Source organism: Pantoea sp. Taur, from assembly GCF_009830025.1.
GTDB lineage: Bacteria > Pseudomonadota > Gammaproteobacteria > Enterobacterales > Enterobacteriaceae > Pantoea > Pantoea communis.
The window spans coordinates 20782-36837 of record NZ_SZZZ01000016.1; the positions used below are offsets into that span (position 1 = coordinate 20782).

The following is a 16056-nucleotide window of genomic DNA, read 5'->3' on the forward strand; positions in this document are numbered from 1 at the left end:
TTACTCCTCGGCTGCGATCCGGAATGCATTATCCAGATCGGCGATTAAATCTTCGTGATCTTCAATTCCGACAGAAATACGCAGTAGCGTTTCTGAAATACCCGCTGCCGCGCGCGCTTCCGCAGACATGCCGGCATGCGTCATAGTCGCAGTATGCGAAATCAGGCTCTCCACGCCACCCAGGGATTCCGCCAGCGTGAACAACTGCAGCGCTTTCAGGAAGCGGCGCAGACGCGCTTCATCAGCGTCAAGTTCAAAGCTGAGCATCGCACCAAAGCCACGTTGTTGACGCACCGCGTACTCATGTCCGGCATTTTCCGGCAGAGACGGATGATACAGTTTTTTCACCAGCGGTTGTTGCTTCAGGTAATCAACAATCGCCAGCGCATTTCGCTGCGCTGCCGCCATACGCGGCGCCAGCGTGCGCAGACCGCGCAACAGCAGGTAGCTATCAAACGCTGCGCCGGTTACACCAATATTATTCGCCCACCAGGCAAGATCTGTGGCCATCGCCGGATCTTTAGAAATCACCGCTCCGGCCACCACATCCGAGTGACCATTCAGGTATTTGGTGCAAGAGTGGATAACCAGATCGGCTCCCAGCGCCAGCGGATTTTGCAATGCCGGACTCAGGAAGGTGTTGTCCACTACACTGATCGCACCCGCTGCACGCACCGCCTGACAAATGCCGGCGATATCTACCACGCGCAGCAGCGGATTGCTTGGGCTCTCCACCAACACGAGTTTGGGTTTCTCGGCCAGCGCGGCTGCCAGCGCGGCTTTGTCACCCTGATCGACAAATTTCACGCGATAAGCACCGCGTTTGCTCAGGCTGTCGAACAGGCGATAGCTGCCGCCGTAGCAGTCATGTGGGGCAACCAGCAGATCGCCCGGCTTCAGGAACACGGTGGTCACCAGATGAATCGCTGACATCCCGGTATTGGTTAATACCGCGCCCGCACCGCCTTCCAGTTCTGCCAGCGCGCGTTGTACCACATCACGCGTGGGGTTACCGCGACGTGAGTAGTCATGTGCACGCGGTTCATTAAAGTCGAGGAAGTTGTAGGTGCTGGAGAGGTGAATCGGTGGGACAACGCAGCCATATTGCTCGTCATCATTCAAACCGCTGCGTACTGCGATGGTTGCCTGTTTACGCGTCATGGTGCTTACTGTTCCTGAAGTGTAATAAGAAGTGGCAACAGGATAACATTCAGCGCATAGACGTCAATACATCTGGACATCTAAATGTCTTTGCGTATAGATTGAGCAAATCATCAATACCCGCTAAAATTACGCGTCATCGCCTGGTGTTCAGCGCGCTTTCCTGTGAAAAGCGATGCGTAAGCATAAAACCGGCAGTTTAAGCGGTCAGGCATCGAAAAATCGGGCATAATCAACGGATTTCCCCATATTCAACTTTTATTGATTAAGGTAACCCATGGCTGAATGGAACGGCGAATATATCAGCCCTTACGCTGAACACGGCAAGAAGAGCGAGCAGGTTAAGAAGATTACAGTTTCTATCCCGCTGAAAGTGCTGAAAATTTTAACGGATGAACGCACGCGCCGTCAGGTGAATAACCTGCGTCATGCCACAAATAGCGAATTGCTGTGCGAAGCCTTTTTGCATGCTTTCACCGGGCAGCCGCTGCCAAATGATGTCGATTTGCGCAAAGAACGTAGCGATGAGATTCCGGAAGAAGCTAAGCAGATTATGCGTGAGATGGGCATCGATCCCGACACCTGGGAATACTGAGTCCAGAAACAAAAAAACCCAGCCAAGGCTGGGTTTTTTCTTGCTGCCGAATCCGAAGATTCGATGGCAAATAATCTTATTTCTTGCTGCCTGGGATGCTGAAACGCTTGTTGAAGCGATCAACACGACCACCAGAATCAACAACACGCTGCTTACCAGTGTAGAACGGGTGGCATTTGCCGCACACGTCCAGGTTCAGGGTACCAGTCATGGTTGAACGGGTGTTGATCACGTTGCCGCAAGAGCAGGTGATGGTCACAGCTTCGTATTTCGGGTGAATACCTTGTTTCATGGGAGAACCTCATAAAAGGCCGTGTCGCTCTCCGTGCCAGGCGAACCTGCACAGCACCACACGCGGTTAATAATTAAGTGTATCTTTGACAAGTCATCTCATCAAAGGCGGCATAGTATACAGAAATTGACCGCACCAGGCAAATATCAGCTGTTTATTCTCTGAGCCTCTGGGAGGCAGTGAACCTCCTCATCCCAGTCCATCTGATGGAAAGAGCGTGCGCAGCCAATGTGTCTATGCGCTGTGGCTGTGGCTGTGGCGGTGGCGGTGGCGGTGGCGGTGGCGGTGGCGGTGGCGGTGGCGGTGGCGTGAAGTATGACGAGGGTTGCATCAGCGTGTACACTACTTCTCCTTATTACAGTACCGGATAGAGATCGACATGCCCGTTGTTCAGGTTGCCCTGCCCGTTCCGCTGCCTCGCCTGTTTGACTACCTTCTGCCCGCCGATGCGGCGCAGCCGGTGGTGGGCGCGCGCGTCAGCGTGCCGTTTGGCAATCGTAAAATGATCGGCATCGTGGTGGCTGTAAAGGAAACCAGCGACCTGCCTCTGGCTCAGCTCAAACCGCTGGAGAGCGTGCTGGACGATCAAAGCCTGTTCTCTCCAGCGCTGTGGCGCATCCTTAACTGGGCCGCCAGCTATTACCATTCGCCGCTCGGCGAGGTGCTCAACCATGCTCTACCTGTGCTGCTGCGTCAGGGCAAACCGGCGCAGGAAACGCCGTTGTGGCAGTGGGTGGTCAACGACGCCGGGCGCGAAGTGGCCATGGAAAGCCTGAAGCGTGCACCCAAGCAGCAGCAAGCTTTAGCGGCACTGCGCCAGCAACCTCTCTATCGCCATCAGGTCAGTGAACAGGATCTGACTGACGCCGCGCTGCAATCATTGCGTGCCAAAGGTCTGTGCGATCTGCGTGAACACGCACCGCAGATGCACGACTGGCGCACCACCTTTGCGGTGAAGGGCGATCGCCTGCGTCTCAATACCGATCAGGCGATGGCCGTCGGCGCGATGCGCAGCGAAGATGATCATTATGCAGCGTGGTTGCTGGCAGGCATTACCGGTTCGGGCAAAACCGAAGTCTATCTCAGCGTGCTAGAGAATGTGCTGGCGCGCGGCAAACAGGCGCTGGTACTGGTGCCGGAAATCGGCCTGACACCGCAAACTATTGCACGCTTCCGTGAACGCTTCGATGCGCCGATCGATGTGCTGCACTCGGCACTCAATGACAGTGAGCGTCTTGCGGTATGGCTGCGTGCGCGCAGTGGCGAAACCGCGATTATCATCGGTACGCGTTCAGCGCTGTTCACACCGCTGGCGCGTCCGGGGGTAATCATTATTGATGAAGAACACGACAGTTCGTACAAGCAGCAGGAAGGCTGGCGCTATCAGGCGCGCGATCTGGCGGTGTTTCGCGCTCACGAAGAAGATATCCCGATTGTGATGGGTTCTGCCACACCGGCGCTGGAAACGCTGCACAATGTGCGCGTCGGCAAGTATCGACAGCTCAATCTTACCAAACGCGCGGGCAACGCCAAACCGGCACTGCAACAGCTAATCGACCTTAAAGGCCAGCAGCTTAAGGGTGGGCTCGCGCCCGCATTGCTGGGCAAAATGCGCCAGCATCTGCAAGCCGATAATCAGGTATTGCTGTTCCTCAACCGCCGCGGATTCTCGCCTGCATTGATGTGCCACGACTGCGGGTGGCTGGCGGAGTGTCAACGCTGCGACAGCTATTACACGCTGCATCAGCATCATCGTCAGCTGCGCTGCCACCACTGCGACAGCCAGCGCCCGCTGCCCAATCAATGTCCGGGTTGCGGTTCCACACACCTGATGCCGGTCGGCGTCGGTACAGAGCAGCTTGAGCAGCAGCTCAGCACACTCTTTCCCGGCGTACCGGTGTCGCGCATTGATCGCGATACCACCAGCCGCAAAGGTGCACTGGAGCAGCATCTGGCGGATGTGCATCGCGGCGGTGCCCGCATTCTGGTTGGCACACAGATGCTGGCAAAAGGGCACCATTTCCCCGACGTGACGCTGGTTTCCCTGCTGGATGTCGATGGCGCCTTATTCTCCGCCGATTTCCGCGCCGCCGAACGCTTTGCTCAACTCTATACCCAGGTGGCCGGGCGCGCCGGGCGCGCCGGTAAACAGGGTGAAGTACTGCTGCAGACGCACCATCCCGAGCATCCGCTGTTGCAAACGTTGCTGCATCGTGGCTATTTCGCCTTTGCCGAGGAAACCTTGCTGGAGCGCCAATCGGTGCAGCTGCCGCCGTGGACCAGCCACGCGCTGTTCCGCGCGGAAGACATGGACAATGCGCAGGCCGCTGAATTCCTCACGCAACTGCGCAATTTACTCGAAGCCAGCCCGCTGAAAGATGAGGCCATGTGGTTAATGGGGCCGGTTCCGGCACTGGCACCGAAACGTAGTGGGCGCTGGCGCTGGCAACTGTTGCTACAGCATCCTTCGCGTAAACGCCTGCAACAGCTGCTGAGCAGTTCGCTGCCGCTAATTTCCACCCTGCCCGCCGCGCGCAAAACCAAATGGACACTGGATATCGACCCCACCGAGAGTTAGGCCGCATCACATCTGCGAGCCAGATCGAAAAAAGTCGCACAAGTCACAATTTTTATGCAAATTAAGTAACAACCTCACCCGACGTTGGGTTATCAATAGTGCCCATCCCGGCTGAAGCCCGGCAATGTCTGAAAATCAATGCGCTGTACCGCGTCAGGAGTTATACGTTGGACCAGAAGCAACCTTCATCTGCTGCCACCATGAAAGATGTGGCCGAGAAAGCCGGCGTCTCTACCGCCACGGTTTCTCGCGCGCTGATGAACCCGGAAAAAGTCTCGGCTGCCACCCGGCAGAAAGTAGAACAAGCGGTGATTGATGTCGGCTATGCGCCACACGGACTGGCACGCAATGCCAAACGTGGCGAAACGCAAACCATATTGGTAATAGTGCCGGACATCTGCGATCCCTTCTTTAGCGAAATCATCCGTGGCGTCGAAGTCACCGCGGCGCAGGAAGGCTATCTGGTGTTGATTGGCGACTGCGCACATCAGGATCAGCAGGAAAAAACCTTCCTCAACCTGATGTTGACGCGCCAAATCGACGGCATGGTGCTGCTGGGCTCACAACTGCCGTTCGATGCAGGAATTGAAGATCAGCGTAACCTGCCGCCGATGGTGATGGGCAACGAATTCGCCCCGGAAATGGCTCTGCCTACCGTGCACATTGATAACCTGACGGCGGCATTTGAAGCCGTCAATCATCTGCTGCAACTCGGTCATCGCCAGATTGCTTGCATTACCGGGCCGGAACATATCCCGCTCAGCCAGTATCGTTTACAAGGCTACATTCAGGCTCTGCGCCGCAGCAGTATCGCCATTGATCCCACAATGATTGTGCACGGTGATTTCACCTTCGAAGCTGGTGCCAGTGCGCTGAAACAGTTGATGAGCTTACCGCAGCCGCCGAAAGCCATTTTCTGCCACAGCGACTTGATGGCATTAGGTGCAATGAATCAGGCACGAAAGCTGGGCATGCGCATTCCGCAGGATCTTTCCGTGGTGGGATTTGACGATATCGAACTGGCGCAGTATTACGATCCCCCACTCACCACCGTGGCACAGCCGCGATTTGCCATTGGTCGTGAGGCGATGCTGCTGTTGCTGGATGAACTGCAGGGCAAACGCGTCAACAACGGCTCACGTTTACTCGACGCGGAGTTACGCGTGCGCGGAAGCACCGCACCCGCCACAAAAACGGGAAAAATGGTCTAGGCTTCACTGCATTTTCAGCGGATTCTGAAGGCAGACTCTGCTGGTCAAAGTTCCAGCCCTTGAGTAACATGACGCATTCGTTGCCGGGCAATTAACAGAACTTTTACACCCGTCTTAATTTAGGGTTTCGCCCATTGGCATTTTTTTGAAGGGTATCAGAACGAAAGTGGCACAGAGAGATTATGTAGGCCGCGGGCGTTCAACAGGGACGCGTCGCAAAAAACCCGCTGCAGGCCGCAGTAAGAAAAGCAAAGGCGGCTCCGGCACGTCAAAGTTGATGATCGTACTGGCCGTGGCCGTGCTGGTCACCTTTGCCGGTGGTTTATGGTTCATCTCTCATCATAAAAAAGAAGAGACTGAGGTCATTCCGAATCATAAAGCCAACGGCAACGGCCTTCCGCCTAAGCCGGAAGAGCGCTGGAAATACATCAAAGAGCTGGAAAATCGCCAAATCACCGTGCCGACGCCGACTGAACCGTCTGCTGGTGGTGGTGTGCAATCACAAACACAGCTGACGGATGAGCAGCGCCAATTGCTGGAACAGATGCAGGCTGATATGCGCCAGCAACCGACGCAGCTCAACGAAGTGCCGTGGAACGAACAAACTCCGGCACAGCGTCAGCAAACTCTGCAACGCCAGCAGCAGGTTCAGCAACAACAGCAACAGATGCAGCGCCAGCAGCAACAGTTACAGCAGCAACAACGTCAACAGCAGTTGCAGCAACAGCAGGCGACGCGTCAACAACAACAGCCAGCGCCGATAACGCGTGAACCAGTGCAACAGCCGAAACCGCAGGAAACGGCAAAAGCGAAACCGGAAGAGAAAGCCGCTTCGCAGCGCTGGATGGTGCAGTGTGGCTCGTTCAAAGGCACTGACCAGGCGGAGTCTGTGCGCGCAGGTCTGGCTTTTGAAGGTTTCGAGAGCCGTATCACTATCGGCGGGGGCTGGAATCGCGTGGTTATCGGGCCATTTAAAGATCGCAGCAGCGCTGACAGCACGGTCAAACGCTTACACAGCTCCGGACACGGAAGCTGCATTCCTCTCGCTTTACCTTAAGTCATTCGCCTCGCGGCAAGTGCGTGAATCCCCTGAGCTTGCATCAGTAAGTTACAGGGGTGAACGCACCTCGCCAACGTACCGGCCATTTCAAGTAAGACAAATCTCGGGGTTGAAACCCTCCAAACCTACCCCATATCTGGTTGCATGATACTTCGCGCTCTGTGCGCGAAGTTACTTATCCACTGCAACAAGGGGTCTGCCCGTGACAACAATAGTAAGTGTACGACGCAACGGCCGAGTCGTGATTGGCGGTGATGGCCAGGCTACGCTCGGCAATACCGTGATGAAAGGCAACGTGAAGAAAGTGCGTCGTCTCTACAATGACAAAGTGATCGCTGGTTTTGCTGGCGGCACCGCAGATGCCTTCACCCTGTTTGAACTGTTCGAGCGCAAGCTGGAAATGCATCAAGGCCACCTGGTGAAAGCCGCGGTCGAGTTGGCGAAAGACTGGCGTACCGATCGCATGCTGCGCCGTCTTGAAGCGCTGCTGGCGGTAGCTGATGAGAACTCCTCACTGATCATCAGCGGTAACGGAGACGTGATCCAGCCAGAAAATGATCTGATTGCCATCGGTTCTGGCGGTCCTTACGCCCAGGCAGCGGCACGCGCCCTGCTGGAGAACACCGACATTGGTGCGCACGATATCGTTGAGAAGGCGCTGAACATCGCTGGCGATATCTGCATTTACACCAACCACAACATCAACTTCGAAGAATTACCGTCTAAGGCTAAGGACTAAACATCATGTCTGAGATGACTCCCCGCGAGATTGTCAGCGAGCTTAACCGCTTTATCATCGGCCAGGACGGCGCAAAGAAGGCCGTGGCGATTGCACTGCGTAACCGCTGGCGCCGCATGCAGCTCGACGAAGAGCTGCGTCATGAAGTGACGCCAAAAAATATTCTGATGATTGGCCCGACCGGTGTCGGTAAAACCGAAATCGCGCGTCGTCTGGCAAAACTCGCCAATGCGCCTTTCATCAAAGTCGAAGCCACGAAATTCACCGAAGTGGGTTACGTGGGTAAAGAAGTCGACTCGATTATTCGCGATCTGACCGACTCTGCCATCAAAATGGTGCGCAGCCAGGCAATCGAGAAAAACAAATACCGCGCCGAAGAGATGGCGGAAGAGCGCATTCTTGATGTGCTGATCCCGCCGGCGAAAAATAACTGGGGCCAGGCTGAGCACACTGCCGAACCTTCTGCGGCCCGTCAGTCTTTCCGCAAGAAACTGCGTGAAGGCCAGCTGGATGATAAAGAGATTGAGATCGATCTGGCCGCATCCGCAGCCGGTGTTGAAATCATGGCGCCTCCAGGCATGGAAGAGATGACCAGCCAACTGCAGTCGATGTTCCAGAACCTCGGCGGCCAGAAGCAGAAAGCGCGCAAGCTGAAGATCAAAGAAGCCATGAAGCTGCTGATTGAAGAAGAAGCGGCAAAACTGGTGAATCCAGAAGAACTGAAGCAAGACGCCATCGAAGCCGTTGAGCAGCACGGTATCGTGTTCATTGATGAAATCGATAAGATCTGTAAGCGCGGCGGCCAGAATGCGGGCGGCCCGGATGTATCACGCGAAGGTGTACAGCGCGACCTGCTGCCACTGGTGGAAGGCTGCACCGTGTCCACTAAGCACGGCATGGTGAAAACTGATCACATTCTGTTTATCGCTTCAGGCGCGTTCCAGGTCGCCAGCCCGTCAGATCTGATTCCAGAACTGCAGGGTCGCTTGCCGATTCGTGTAGAGCTGCAGGCGCTGACCGTGAATGATTTCGAACGTATTCTGACGGAGCCAAACGCGTCTGTAACCGTACAGTACAAAGCGCTGATGGGCACTGAAGGCGTGAACGTTGATTTCACCGAAGACGGCATACGTCGCATCGCCGAAGCCGCATGGCAGGTGAATGAAACGACTGAAAACATCGGTGCGCGTCGTCTGCACACCGTGCTGGAGCGTCTGATGGAAGACATTTCCTATGACGCCAGCGATCGCAACGGCGAATCCATCACCATCGATGCTGATTACGTTGGCAAACACCTGGACGAACTGGTGGCCGACGAAGATCTCAGCCGCTTTATTCTGTAAGGGTTCCATCGTTATCCGCTGCCCGGCCACTGTGCCGGGCATTTTTTTACGCAGGATATTGATGCAGCGCTTTTTTTAGCGGGTGATGATTTTGCCAACAATCGTCAGATAGCGATATACTTACCGCTCCTGTGGCAAACAGACGATACCCTCATGAAATACGATACTTCCGAACTCTGTGACATCTACCATGAAGAAGTGAACGTGGTTGAACCGCTCTTTTCCAATTTTGGCGGACGCACCTCATTCGGTGGGCAAATCACCACAGTGAAATGTTTCGAAGACAACGGCCTGCTTTACGATCTGCTGGAAGAGAATGGCCGGGGTCGCGTGTTAGTGATTGATGGCGGCGGCTCGGTACGTCGTGCTCTGGTTGATGCGCAACTGGCGCGTCTGGCAGCGCAAAACGAGTGGGAAGGCCTGGTGATCTACGGCTCAGTGCGTCAGGTGGACGATCTGGAAGAGCTGGAAATTGGTATTCAGGCGATTGCCGCGATTCCGGTCGGTGCGGCGGGAGAAGGGATTGGCGAAAGTGACGTGCGCGTTAACTTTGGCGGCGTAACCTTCTTCTCTGGAGACCATCTTTATGCCGATAACACCGGCATCATTCTGTCGGAAGACGCCCTGGATATCGAGTAAGCCTCAACAAAAACGGGTGCCGCAGCACCCGTCATGGGTTTAAGCATAGACGCTTAAACCTCTTCCATTTTTCCCAACAGTGCACGCAGACGCTCCTGCCACACGTGCTGTTCTTCTTTCAGATGCTGGTTTTCACGCACCAGTGCATCCTGGTTGCCGGAAGCCTGGCTGGCTTCGTTACGCAGCGTATTATTCTGATCTTTCAGCTCTTCGATTTCCATCTGTAGCAGGGTGATGGTATCAATCGCCTGCTGTACTTTCGCTTCCAGTTTCTCGAACACTTCAAATGACATCTTTATGACCTCTCCTAAATCTCTTGCAAGGCGTTGATGGTGCTGGGACTGCCTTGTTATGGTGCGTCCAGCCACGATGTCCCGATTGTATGTAGCCACACCCCGCAAGTCCAGCGACACAAGGCCTGCACGGGCAGTCTGTAACACTTTTCAGTTAATGCTTAAAAAAACGCTCACGATCGCGCATTTTTGCGCGCGGTCACGATATTGGACTTAAGTAAAGCAGGGTTAATGGCCCTTAAAGAAAGGTAAAAGACGCGAAAACGCGCATTTTTATGACGGAGTACACATATTTCGATTTCGCTATTTCTCGTTTATGCTCGTTAACGATAAATTCACATCAGCCCTACATAAGAGCTGGGTGACTCATGGATTGAGAACAAAAACTGATAAAATTTAACCTCGCTTCAGGAATGCCATTATGAGTCAGACAACGAACACACTAAAAGGTCAATGCATCGCCGAGTTTCTCGGTACCGGTTTGATCATCTTTTTTGGTGCAGGCTGTGTTGCTGCATTAAAACTGGCTGGTGCCGCATTCGGTCAGTGGGAAATCTGTATTATCTGGGGTCTTGCTGTCTCCATGGCCGTGTATCTCAGTGCGGGCGTATCCGGCGCGCATTTAAATCCAGCGGTAACGGTCGCGCTGTGCCTGTTTGCTAACTTTGAAGGCCGCAAAGTGCTGCCTTACATCCTGGCGCAGGTTGCCGGTGCCTTCTGTGCGGCGGCGCTGGTTTATGGCCTCTACTACAATTTGTTCTTTGATTATGAAGCCAGCCATCAAATGGTGCGAGGCAGCGTGCAGAGCCTCGATCTGGCCGGTATCTTCTCAACCTACCCTAACCCGCACATCAGTGTCGGTCAGGCGTTCCTGGTTGAGATGGTGATTACGGCGGTACTGATGGCGGTGATCATGGCGCTGACTGATGACGGCAACGGCGTACCACGTGGTCCACTGGCTCCGCTGTTAATTGGTCTGCTGGTTGCCGTGATTGGTGGTTCAATGGGCCCGCTCACCGGCTTCGCACTTAACCCGGCGCGTGACTTCGGTCCTAAACTGTTCGCCTTCATCGCAGGTTGGGGTGATGTGGCCTTCACCGGCGGCAAAGATATTCCTTACTTCCTGGTTCCGATTTTTGGCCCACTGGTGGGTGCTTGCCTCGGAGCCTTCGGTTACCGTTCACTGATTGGCCGTAACCTGCCGGTCAACGTGGCGGAAGCCAGCAAAACAGAAAAACCGGTCGCACGCGCTGAGCAGCGTAAAGCGTAAGTTTCATCGTTAATCATCAGGAAAATAAAATGACTACGACTGATAAAAAATACATTCTCGCGCTCGATCAGGGCACGACCAGCTCGCGTGCCGTGGTACTCGATCATGACGCGAACATCGTCGCCGTCTCGCAGCGCGAATTCACCCAGATTTACCCGAAAGCAGGCTGGGTAGAACACGACCCAATGGACATCTGGGCGTCACAAAGCTCAACGCTGGTCGAAGTGCTGGCCCATGCCGACATCCGTTCTGATGAGATTGCCGCGATTGGTATCACCAACCAACGTGAAACTGCCATCGTGTGGGATAAAGAGACCGGTAAGCCGATCTATAACGCCATCGTCTGGCAGGATCCACGTACAGCGGACTATTGTAACAAGCTAAAGAAAGAGGGTCTGGAAGAGTACATCCAGCATACCACCGGTCTGGTGATTAACCCTTACTTCTCAGGCACCAAAGTGAAGTGGATCCTCGACAACGTTGAAGGTGCGCGCGAGCGTGCAAAACGTGGCGAGCTGCTGTTTGGTACCGTTGATACCTGGCTGGTATGGAAAATGACCCAGGGGCGTGTGCACATCACCGACCACACCAACGCCTCTCGTACCATGATGTACAACATCCACAAGCTGGAGTGGGATGAGCGTATGCTGGAGATCCTCGATATTCCGCGCGAAATGCTGCCGGAAGTGAAAGGCTCTTCTGAAATCTACGGCCAGACCAACATCGGGGGTAAAGGCGGTACGCGTATTCCAATCGCGGGTATTGCAGGTGACCAACAGGCAGCCCTGTACGGCCAGCTGTGCGTACAACCGGGTATGGCGAAAAACACCTACGGTACCGGCTGCTTCATGTTGATGAACACCGGCACCGAAGCCGTGACTTCAACGCACGGTCTGCTGACCACCATTGCTTGCGGCCCGCGTGGCGAAGTGAACTACGCACTGGAAGGTGCGGTGTTCATCGGCGGTGCCTCCATTCAGTGGCTGCGTGATGAGATGAAGCTGATCAGCGATTCAACCGACTCTGAATACTTCGCGCTGAAAGTGAAGGACACCAACGGCGTCTACATGGTGCCTGCGTTTACCGGTCTGGGTGCGCCTTACTGGGATCCGTATGCCCGTGGCGCCATCTTCGGTCTGACCCGTGGTGCCAACGCAAATCACATCATCCGTGCAACGCTGGAATCGATTGCTTATCAGACACGTGACGTGCTGGAAGCGATGCAGAACGATGCGGGCACCCGTTTGCAATCTCTGCGCGTGGACGGTGGTGCGGTCGCCAACAACTTCCTGATGCAGTTCCAGTCAGACATTCTCGGTACGCGCGTTGAGCGTCCGGAAGTACGTGAAGTGACCGCGCTGGGTGCAGCTTACCTTGCTGGCCTGGCGGTGGGCTTCTGGAGCGATCTGGAGGAAGTACGTGCGAAAGCGGTCGTTGAACGTGAGTTCCGCCCAAGCATCGAAACCACCGAACGCAACGTGCGCTATGCAGGCTGGAAGAAAGCCGTGGCGCGTGCGCAAGCGTGGGAAGACGCTGAGTAATACCTTTGACCCGCGGCACCCTGCCGCGGGTTTTTCTCCCCGCCCTGCTTTCCCCTCCGTGTTACACTGCCTGCCTGTTTTTTATCAGGTGCAACCATGAAACGAGAACTCGCGATTGAATTTTCCCGTGTGACCGAAGCCGCTGCATTAGCGGGCTATCACTGGTTAGGACGCGGCGATAAAAATGCGGCCGACGGTGCAGCCGTCCACGCTATGCGCATTATGCTCAATACCATTGATATCGACGGTCAGATTGTGATTGGCGAAGGCGAAATCGACGAAGCGCCGATGCTCTATATCGGTGAAAAAGTCGGTACCGGCCGTGGGGATGCGGTGGATATCGCTGTCGATCCTATCGAAGGCACACGCATGACGGCGATGGGTCAGGCCAACGCACTGGCAGTATTAGCCGTGGGCGATAAAGGTAGCTTCCTGCACGCACCTGATATGTACATGGAAAAACTGATTGTCGGGCCCGGCGCGCGCGGTGCTATCGATCTCAACCTGCCGCTCGAAGCTAATCTGAAGAACATCGCCATCGCTCTGGATAAACCCCTCAGCCAGCTGACCGTGTCGATTCTGGCTAAGCCGCGCCATGACGCGGTGATCGCTCAGCTCCAGCAGCTCGGCGTGCGTGTGTTTGCCTTCCCGGATGGTGATGTTGCGGCCTCGATTTTGACCTGCATGCCTGACAGCGAAGTGGATGTACTTTACGGTATCGGCGGTGCGCCAGAAGGTGTGGTGTCCGCTGCAGTGATCCGTGCAATGGATGGCGACATGCAGGCTCGCCTATTGGCGCGCCACGACGTCAAAGGCGACAGTGAAGAGAACCGTCGTTTGGGCGAGCAGGAGCTGCAACGTTGTGCTGAAATGGGCATTAAAGCCGGAGAAGTGCTGAAGCTGGAAGAGATGGCGCGTAACGATAATGTGATTTTCGCCGCCACCGGTATCACCACCGGTGACCTGCTGAAAGGCATTACACGCAAAGGCAACATCGCTACCAGCGAAACCCTGCTGGTGCGCGGTAAATCACGCACCATCCGCCGCATCCAGTCGATCCATTATCTGGATCGCAAAGACGCGGCGCTGCATCAGTTTATCCTGTAATCGCTTGTTTGCCGCTCTCCGGATGACGTGAGAGCGGCCACCAGCACAGCAGCATCACCAGCGATGTGACAAACATCAGCATCCCGAGGCTCGACTGATCGTGCTGCGGCAGTAGCGCCGACAGCCAGGCAATTACGCCAGAGCCCAAATTCTGTATGCCACCAATCAGCGCGCCCGCACTCCCTGCTAACCATGCATACGGCTCCATCGCACCGGATGTTGCCAATGGGAACAGCATCCCGGCACCAAAGAAGAACAGTGCGGCAGGCACCAGCAGTGTCCAGATATTCATGATGCCGAACCATGCCGGAATCCACATCAGCAGACCCGCCAGCAAGCAACTGTTCACGCCGTACCACATCAGCGTATGCCAGGACTTCTGCTCGCGTCCGGCAAACCACGCACCAAAAAAGGCGGCCGGGATTGGCAGGATAAACAGAATGCTGACGGTGATGCCATCCAGACCGAGCACGCCCCCCATCAACACCCCACAGCTGGCTTCAAACACTGCGATACCTGCCAGGGCGCCCACCAGCAGCAACAGATAGCGGATAAAATTCCCGTCGCTAAGTAAGGTGGCATAACGGCGCAGAAACGGTGTGGCAGGCGTATCCACGGGACGCGTTTCGGGTAACCAGCGCGCCATGGAAGCTGTGACGCCGACGCACAGCAACAGCAGAAAGGCAAAACAAGCGTGCCAGCCAAACAGGTGCGTCAGTAGCGCGCCAATCACCGGTGCCAGCAGCGGGCTCACCAGAATTCCCATATTCAGCAGACTATTGGCCTGGCGCAGGGCGATACCGGAATAGAGATCGCGCGGCATAGTGCGCGCCATCACCCCCGCGACGCCAGTACCCAAACCCTGCACCGCGCTGCCCAGCACCAAAATCTGCAGTGATGGCGCAAACATGGCGATCAATGCCCCCACGGCAAAGATCGTCATACCGATAAGGATCACCGGACGACGGCCAAAGCTATCTGACAACGGACCATAGATCAGTTGTGATCCACCATAGGTCATCAAATAAGCGGCCATGACCTGCTGCATGCTGCCACTGCGTACGTTCAGGGCTTCGGCCATGTTCGCCATCGCCGGCACATAGATGGTTTGCGCCATCTGTCCGACCGCCACCAGCACGATCAGCATGAATAACAGGAAGCGGTTTTGTGTTTTATTCTTCAACATGGAACAAAATGTCTGCCTGAGAAACAAAATAAAAGCAGCACTAAAAAAGGCTGCTGGCGATTAATGGCGGCAAAAATATCAGGATTGCGTGACAAATCGAGAGGTGAGCGCAAAGCGACTGGCGCAGTAGTGTCAAGATTACGTACCGGGTCGTAACCCGACCGCTACAGTTGATGTGGAGTGCGCATGATTTGTCGCTGAGAGCCCTTTACTCTCCGCTGGGCTGGAAATCTGTGAGAGGGCTGACGATGATAGTGACACGCCTGAATAATCAATAATAAGGAGCGATCATGGCAGAGTGGATCAATGCGGAAGTGAAAGAAGTGAAAAACTGGACCGATGCACTGTTCAGCCTGCGCGTTACCGCGCCGATTGATACCTTTACCGCCGGGCAGTTTGCCAAGCTGGCGCTGGAAATTGATGGTGAACGCGTGCAACGCGCCTATTCATATGTGAATGCACCGCGCGATCCCTTACTGGAGTTCTATCTGGTAACCGTGCCAGAGGGTAAGCTCAGTCCACGTTTGCAGGCATTGCAGCCTGGCGATCAGGTAATGGTGACCAAAGAAGCCGCCGGATTCTTTGTACTCAATGAAATTCCCGACTGCAGTACGCTATGGATGCTGGCCACTGGCACGGCGATAGGTCCTTATTTATCGATTCTGCAACAGGGCGAAGACCTGGAACGGTTTGATAACATTGTGCTGGTACATGCGGCACGTTTCGCCGATGACCTGAGCTTCCTGCCGTTGATGCAGCAGCTGCAACAGCGTTATCAGGGCAAGTTGCATATTCAGACGGTGGTGAGTCGCGAAGAGATCGCCGGTTCGCTGCACGGTCGTGTTCCGCAGCTCATTGAGAGCGGTGAACTTGAACGTGCGGTGGGTTTGCCGATGACCGCTGACACCAGCCACGTGATGCTGTGTGGTAACCCGCAAATGGTGCGCGATACCCAGCAATTGCTGAAAGATACGCGTGAGATGCGCAAACATTTCAAACGCAAACCCGGCCATATGACCAGCGAACATTACTGGTAATCCA

General features: G+C 55.1%; 16 protein-coding genes. 12 read left to right on the plus strand and 4 right to left on the minus strand.

Features of this window, described 5'->3' with window-relative positions; all coding sequences use genetic code 11:
• The gene (gene metB / locus FD744_RS19060) at window positions 1–1161 is read right to left on the minus strand and encodes a cystathionine gamma-synthase (RefSeq protein ID WP_160868986.1); all 1161 of its coding nucleotides are present in this window, start codon (window positions 1159–1161) and stop codon (window positions 1–3) included.
• A gap of 277 nt (window positions 1162–1438) precedes the next feature.
• Between metB and metJ the strand changes: the two genes are divergently transcribed.
• Window positions 1439–1756: a met regulon transcriptional regulator MetJ gene (metJ, locus tag FD744_RS19065; protein WP_034823729.1), complete on the plus strand. Its 318-nt coding sequence runs from the start codon at window positions 1439–1441 to the stop codon at window positions 1754–1756.
• 76 nt (window positions 1757–1832) lie between these two features.
• Here the strand turns inward: metJ and rpmE are convergent, their stop codons facing one another.
• On the minus strand, window positions 1833–2048 hold the full coding sequence (gene rpmE, locus FD744_RS19070) for a 50S ribosomal protein L31 (RefSeq protein WP_021506837.1): 216 nt from the start codon (window positions 2046–2048) through the stop codon (window positions 1833–1835).
• Between the two features lie 230 nt (window positions 2049–2278).
• Here rpmE and FD744_RS19075 point away from each other — a divergent pair, with 230 nt between their 5' ends.
• From FD744_RS19075 to rraA, 7 genes are all read left to right on the plus strand, one after another.
• Window positions 2279–2419: a hypothetical protein gene (locus FD744_RS19075; RefSeq protein ID WP_160868987.1), complete on the plus strand. Its 141-nt coding sequence runs from the start codon at window positions 2279–2281 to the stop codon at window positions 2417–2419.
• Window positions 2420–2427: 8 nt separating this feature from the next.
• On the plus strand, window positions 2428–4626 hold the full coding sequence (gene priA, locus FD744_RS19080) for a primosomal protein N' (protein WP_160868988.1): 2199 nt from the start codon (window positions 2428–2430) through the stop codon (window positions 4624–4626).
• Between the two features lie 167 nt (window positions 4627–4793).
• A complete protein-coding gene (gene cytR / locus FD744_RS19085; protein ID WP_034823733.1) occupies window positions 4794–5837 on the plus strand; it encodes a DNA-binding transcriptional regulator CytR in 1044 nt (347 codons plus the stop codon).
• A 166-nt stretch (window positions 5838–6003) separates the two neighbouring features.
• Window positions 6004–6894, plus strand: a complete 891-nt coding sequence (ftsN, locus tag FD744_RS19090) for a cell division protein FtsN (RefSeq protein WP_160868989.1) — start codon at window positions 6004–6006, stop codon at window positions 6892–6894.
• 205 nt (window positions 6895–7099) lie between these two features.
• Entirely contained in the window at window positions 7100–7636 is a 537-nt protein-coding gene (gene hslV / locus FD744_RS19095) for an ATP-dependent protease subunit HslV (RefSeq protein ID WP_071845580.1), read from the plus strand.
• A 5-nt stretch (window positions 7637–7641) separates the two neighbouring features.
• Window positions 7642–8979 (plus strand): HslU--HslV peptidase ATPase subunit, encoded by a 1338-nt coding sequence (gene hslU / locus FD744_RS19100; RefSeq protein ID WP_045815700.1) that lies wholly within the window; start codon window positions 7642–7644, stop codon window positions 8977–8979.
• A 153-nt stretch (window positions 8980–9132) separates the two neighbouring features.
• Window positions 9133–9618: a ribonuclease E activity regulator RraA gene (gene rraA / locus FD744_RS19105; RefSeq protein ID WP_034823742.1), complete on the plus strand. Its 486-nt coding sequence runs from the start codon at window positions 9133–9135 to the stop codon at window positions 9616–9618.
• Between the two features lie 53 nt (window positions 9619–9671).
• Here the strand turns inward: rraA and zapB are convergent, their stop codons facing one another.
• On the minus strand, window positions 9672–9911 hold the full coding sequence (gene zapB / locus FD744_RS19110) for a cell division protein ZapB (RefSeq protein ID WP_034823745.1): 240 nt from the start codon (window positions 9909–9911) through the stop codon (window positions 9672–9674).
• A gap of 421 nt (window positions 9912–10332) precedes the next feature.
• Here zapB and FD744_RS19115 point away from each other — a divergent pair, with 421 nt between their 5' ends.
• The 3 genes from FD744_RS19115 to glpX all read left to right on the plus strand — a co-directional run bounded on the left by FD744_RS19115 (window position 10333) and on the right by glpX (window position 13829).
• The gene (locus FD744_RS19115) at window positions 10333–11181 is read left to right on the plus strand and encodes an MIP/aquaporin family protein (protein ID WP_034823747.1); all 849 of its coding nucleotides are present in this window, start codon (window positions 10333–10335) and stop codon (window positions 11179–11181) included.
• A 29-nt stretch (window positions 11182–11210) separates the two neighbouring features.
• Window positions 11211–12722, plus strand: a complete 1512-nt coding sequence (gene glpK, locus FD744_RS19120) for a glycerol kinase GlpK (RefSeq protein ID WP_058960112.1) — start codon at window positions 11211–11213, stop codon at window positions 12720–12722.
• 96 nt (window positions 12723–12818) lie between these two features.
• A complete protein-coding gene (glpX, locus tag FD744_RS19125; RefSeq protein WP_160868990.1) occupies window positions 12819–13829 on the plus strand; it encodes a class II fructose-bisphosphatase in 1011 nt (336 codons plus the stop codon).
• On the opposite strand, the gene emrD is transcribed toward glpX, so the two are convergent.
• Window positions 13819–15015: a multidrug efflux MFS transporter EmrD gene (gene emrD / locus FD744_RS19130; RefSeq protein ID WP_058960114.1), complete on the minus strand. Its 1197-nt coding sequence runs from the start codon at window positions 15013–15015 to the stop codon at window positions 13819–13821. The genes glpX and emrD overlap by 11 nt on opposite strands.
• A 290-nt stretch (window positions 15016–15305) precedes the next feature.
• Between emrD and fpr the strand changes: the two genes are divergently transcribed.
• Window positions 15306–16052 carry a ferredoxin--NADP(+) reductase gene (fpr, locus tag FD744_RS19135; protein ID WP_160868991.1) on the plus strand — a complete coding sequence of 249 codons (747 nt, stop codon included), beginning with the start codon at window positions 15306–15308 and terminating at the stop codon, window positions 16050–16052.
• Window positions 16053–16056 lie beyond the last annotated feature (4 nt).

Bases quoted from the DNA above. Each gene is read 5' to 3' on its own strand.
- rraA (WP_034823742.1), top strand. From the start codon at position 9,133: ATGAAATACGATACTTCCGAACTCTGTGACATCTACCATGAAGAAGTG.
- metJ (WP_034823729.1), top strand. From the start codon at position 1,439: ATGGCTGAATGGAACGGCGAATATATCAGCCCTTACGCTGAACACGGC.
- FD744_RS19115 (WP_034823747.1), top strand. From the start codon at position 10,333: ATGAGTCAGACAACGAACACACTAAAAGGTCAATGCATCGCCGAGTTT.
- emrD (WP_058960114.1), bottom strand. From the start codon at position 15,015: ATGTTGAAGAATAAAACACAAAACCGCTTCCTGTTATTCATGCTGATC.
- hslU (WP_045815700.1), top strand. From the start codon at position 7,642: ATGTCTGAGATGACTCCCCGCGAGATTGTCAGCGAGCTTAACCGCTTT.
- fpr (WP_160868991.1), top strand. From the start codon at position 15,306: ATGGCAGAGTGGATCAATGCGGAAGTGAAAGAAGTGAAAAACTGGACC.
- priA (WP_160868988.1), top strand. From the start codon at position 2,428: ATGCCCGTTGTTCAGGTTGCCCTGCCCGTTCCGCTGCCTCGCCTGTTT.
- glpK (WP_058960112.1), top strand. From the start codon at position 11,211: ATGACTACGACTGATAAAAAATACATTCTCGCGCTCGATCAGGGCACG.
- metB (WP_160868986.1), bottom strand. From the start codon at position 1,161: ATGACGCGTAAACAGGCAACCATCGCAGTACGCAGCGGTTTGAATGAT.
- glpX (WP_160868990.1), top strand. From the start codon at position 12,819: ATGAAACGAGAACTCGCGATTGAATTTTCCCGTGTGACCGAAGCCGCT.
- rpmE (WP_021506837.1), bottom strand. From the start codon at position 2,048: ATGAAACAAGGTATTCACCCGAAATACGAAGCTGTGACCATCACCTGC.
- zapB (WP_034823745.1), bottom strand. From the start codon at position 9,911: ATGTCATTTGAAGTGTTCGAGAAACTGGAAGCGAAAGTACAGCAGGCG.